Annotated in this window: 4 protein-coding genes; all 4 read right to left on the bottom strand. The window is 57.5% G+C overall.

Features of this window, described 5'->3' with window-relative positions:
• Positions 1 to 282 precede the first annotated feature (282 nt).
• On the bottom strand, positions 283 to 924 hold the full coding sequence (locus tag ET524_RS11495) for a Rep family protein (RefSeq protein ID WP_035138973.1): 642 nt from the start codon (positions 922 to 924) through the stop codon (positions 283 to 285).
• A gap of 61 nt (positions 925 to 985) precedes the next feature.
• On the bottom strand, positions 986 to 1,255 hold the full coding sequence (locus ET524_RS11490; RefSeq protein ID WP_035138972.1) for a type II toxin-antitoxin system RelE family toxin: 270 nt from the start codon (positions 1,253 to 1,255) through the stop codon (positions 986 to 988).
• Positions 1,239 to 1,475: a type II toxin-antitoxin system RelB family antitoxin gene (gene relB, locus ET524_RS11485; RefSeq protein WP_035138971.1), complete on the bottom strand. Its 237-nt coding sequence runs from the start codon at positions 1,473 to 1,475 to the stop codon at positions 1,239 to 1,241. Before relB ends, ET524_RS11490 begins: the two co-directional genes overlap by 17 nt.
• Positions 1,476 to 1,518: 43 nt before the next feature.
• Positions 1,519 to 2,751, bottom strand: a complete 1,233-nt coding sequence (locus tag ET524_RS11480; RefSeq protein WP_129426255.1) for a plasmid recombination protein — start codon at positions 2,749 to 2,751, stop codon at positions 1,519 to 1,521.
• Positions 2,752 to 2,996 lie beyond the last annotated feature (245 nt).

Raw genomic sequence — 2,996 nt, 5'->3', positions numbered from 1 at the left:
ACCTCGCCCCCCCCTGTGCTCATTTGTCATTTGTCATTTGTCACATTATTTTTCGGACGTAGTTAGCGAAAAATAATGAGCCGCCCGATTCTGCAGGTCTCATCCAGTCGAGACACGGGCAAGGAAAGGGTCGATGGAGCAGAGCGTCCATCGACCCTTAATCAAGTCTGGTCTATTCGGTTGGCCGTCGCGTCAATTCCGCAATCCGTGAACGAGTCGGCTTAGATCTGCGCGAGCGCAGACCACGCCGCCCCGTAGTCACGCATTGCTGCATTGACCCGACTACTCTTTGGCACCTGACTGTTCCACGCACTTGCGCTTACGTTCGGCGTTCAGATAGTTCCCGCGACAATAGCGCTCGAGAATCGAGTTGTACCCCACGATGATTTCGCGGTACTGCTCGGGAAACTCCCTCAGCGCCGCAGCCGTGAAATCGTTGATGGTCTCGAACCTCTCGCACATGATGAAGCCGACCAACTCGAAGAGCATGTCCTGCTTGTCCTTAGTCGAGAGCTGTTCGAGCTGACCAATGTCGAAGTTGTTTCCCTCGATGCGTGCTTCGACCGGATACAGCTCCTTGCCCTTCTTGCGACAGGAAGCCGTGTCGTGAATCAGATAGTCATACGCATGCCTGATGTTGTTGATTGGCTCGGCTGACGAACAGCACTTCTTGCCGTCCGCGCTCAATCGGTTCAAGACGTTGATGATTGCCTTGCGTGTCGTGTTGCCGCCCCAGACAACAATGACGTGCGCATGCGTCTTGCGCTGCTTGCTCTTCTGGTCATGGTCTATGTCGTGAACCGCATAAGCGAAAGGCACTTGAAGAATGTCGTCTATCTCGTCCTGCCAGTCATCGCGCATGTTCTCTGGGTAGCAGATGCCCTCCCAGAGCTTCACCTTCGTCTCGCCAGCGTTTGCCGCCATGCTATAATCTCCTTGTCTCGAATGCCCCTGCTGCCGCCAAGCTTGCTGGGGCTTTTCTTTTTTATCTGCGCTTGTAAACCTCGCGTCTATGCGCAACATCGACCACGAGAATGACGAGCCTGCCGTCATTGATGTCGCACAGGATTCGGTAGTCACCGACCCTGTATCGCCACACGCCTGCCAAGTTTCCCGTCAATGCCTTGCCCCTGCTTCTTGGGTCTTCGAGCTTCGCTATCTCGTCAAGCTCGTCAAACACCCGCGCGGCAACGCCCTTATCGAGCTTGCGCATCGCCTTGTCGGCGTTCCTCGTGAAATCAATTCGCCAGGCCACAGTGCGCCCTTACCTCGTCGATGCTGTAGGTCTCAAGCCTGCCAGCACGATAGTCCTCGATATCCTTGAGAATCCCGTACTCGTACTCGAAACGGTCGATAGCTTCTTGCAGGGCTTCGTTAACGTAGAAGCTCCTCGACCTGCCAGTCTCCTTCGCAAGACGGCTGTAGCGCTCGTTCAACTCGGTTGGAATCCTCATTGATGTGACCGCGGTAGCCATGTCGCACCTCCTTGTCGTGTATTACAGGTACTACTATAACACATCATCTAACCCGCCCGCGATACGTCCTCTGCGGTGCAGCGTGGTCGCGGTTCCACGCATCCGCCGCCCGCTGCGCATCGCGCAGCACGTCATTAAGGCTCTGTTGCCTTGGCTGCTTTCTGCGCATCAGATGTTCGAGCGGTCGCGATATTCGGCTTCTAAGCTCTTCCACCTTGAGCTGTATTCCCGCAATTGCCGTTCGGATTCTTCCCGCGAGTCCATCGCACTGAGCAGCGATTCTATCGAGGATTGCGCCGCGCTCAGCTTTTCCCGCAGCTTCCCAGCCCCGAATCTCGGTAGCGATGGGTTGAATCTCTCCAATGTCTCGCGCAACTCCGTCCGCTCGTTGCCGAAGACACTCCAATCGGTCTTGCTCATCTTCGATATCGAGCTTCACGTCCTCGAGCTGGCTGTCAAGCTCGGCAAGGTCACCCTCCTTGTCGGCAATCTCGGTAACAAGCTCTGCCTTACGCGCTTCGGCATCGTTTAGCAAAGCGGCGGCTTCTTCCCTAGCCGCCGCGACGATTCGCGCCGCTTCGTCCTCGGCAGGTTGCACAACCGCCCTATCGACCGCCCCGCGTACCTTGTCGATGTCCACGGACTTGTCCGTGTAAACGCGCTGCGCCCGCGTCTCCTCGTCAAGCTCGATTGCAGGGCGGTAGCCCATGCGCTTCTCGAGGTAGTCCCCAAGCTCCTTGTGCATCGATTGATAGAACGAGCGGGGGCACATCTGCTTGTAGTTGAAGCGACCATCGAGGATGGGCGTGAACGGAACGTGCATGTGGTCGCGGGCGGGCGTGCCGTCCTTCAGCACCTCGTCCTTGTGAACGTATCCGCCCATCATGTTGTCGATACCGAACTTCTTTGACAGGTACCAGTACGTCAGGCGGAAGAACCTATCCTCATCGCCCTTGCGCACATTGTCGGGAAGCGTCACAACAACGTCAGCCATAACGACCGCATCCTTGCGCGTGGCGCGCTTCCCAGCCGCCTTCTGGGCTTCGTTCACGCGCTCGATGCGGCTCTCCACCGTGCCCCAGTTCGGCTCGCCATCGCGCGGCTCCACGCGCCCAACAACGAGCTTGCCGTCCTTGTTGGTGTAGTGACCGACAACCAAGTCGTTCTTGATGCGCTCGGGGTCGATGTTGTCGCGCTCCAGGCTGCTGCGGTCGCGCCTATAGTGGGCGAGCATGTGCCCGACCGATGGAGCCTTGTACTTCGCTATATGTGCCATGTCAGAACCGCCTTGCGTCAGATTTTAGCCGACTAAAGTCTAGCACGTTAGACCTTAGCTGCGCTAAGGACGTGCCCTGCGGGGCTTCTCCGCAATCCTCCCAGCGGTCGAGATTGCTGCGCGTCATCGGCGGCGGCACCTCTTCCTTGCCCGCTCGGCTCCGCCGAGATGGAGGGGTGAAACCCCTCCAAACCACCCCGACGTATCGGTATCGGATATCGGATTCCCATGGGCGAGGTCGTAGT

Origin of the sequence: Senegalimassilia faecalis, assembly GCF_004135645.1 — a bacterium.
GTDB classification, from domain to species: domain Bacteria; phylum Actinomycetota; class Coriobacteriia; order Coriobacteriales; family Eggerthellaceae; genus Senegalimassilia; species Senegalimassilia faecalis.
This window is presented reverse-complemented; position numbering and strand designations above follow the sequence as displayed.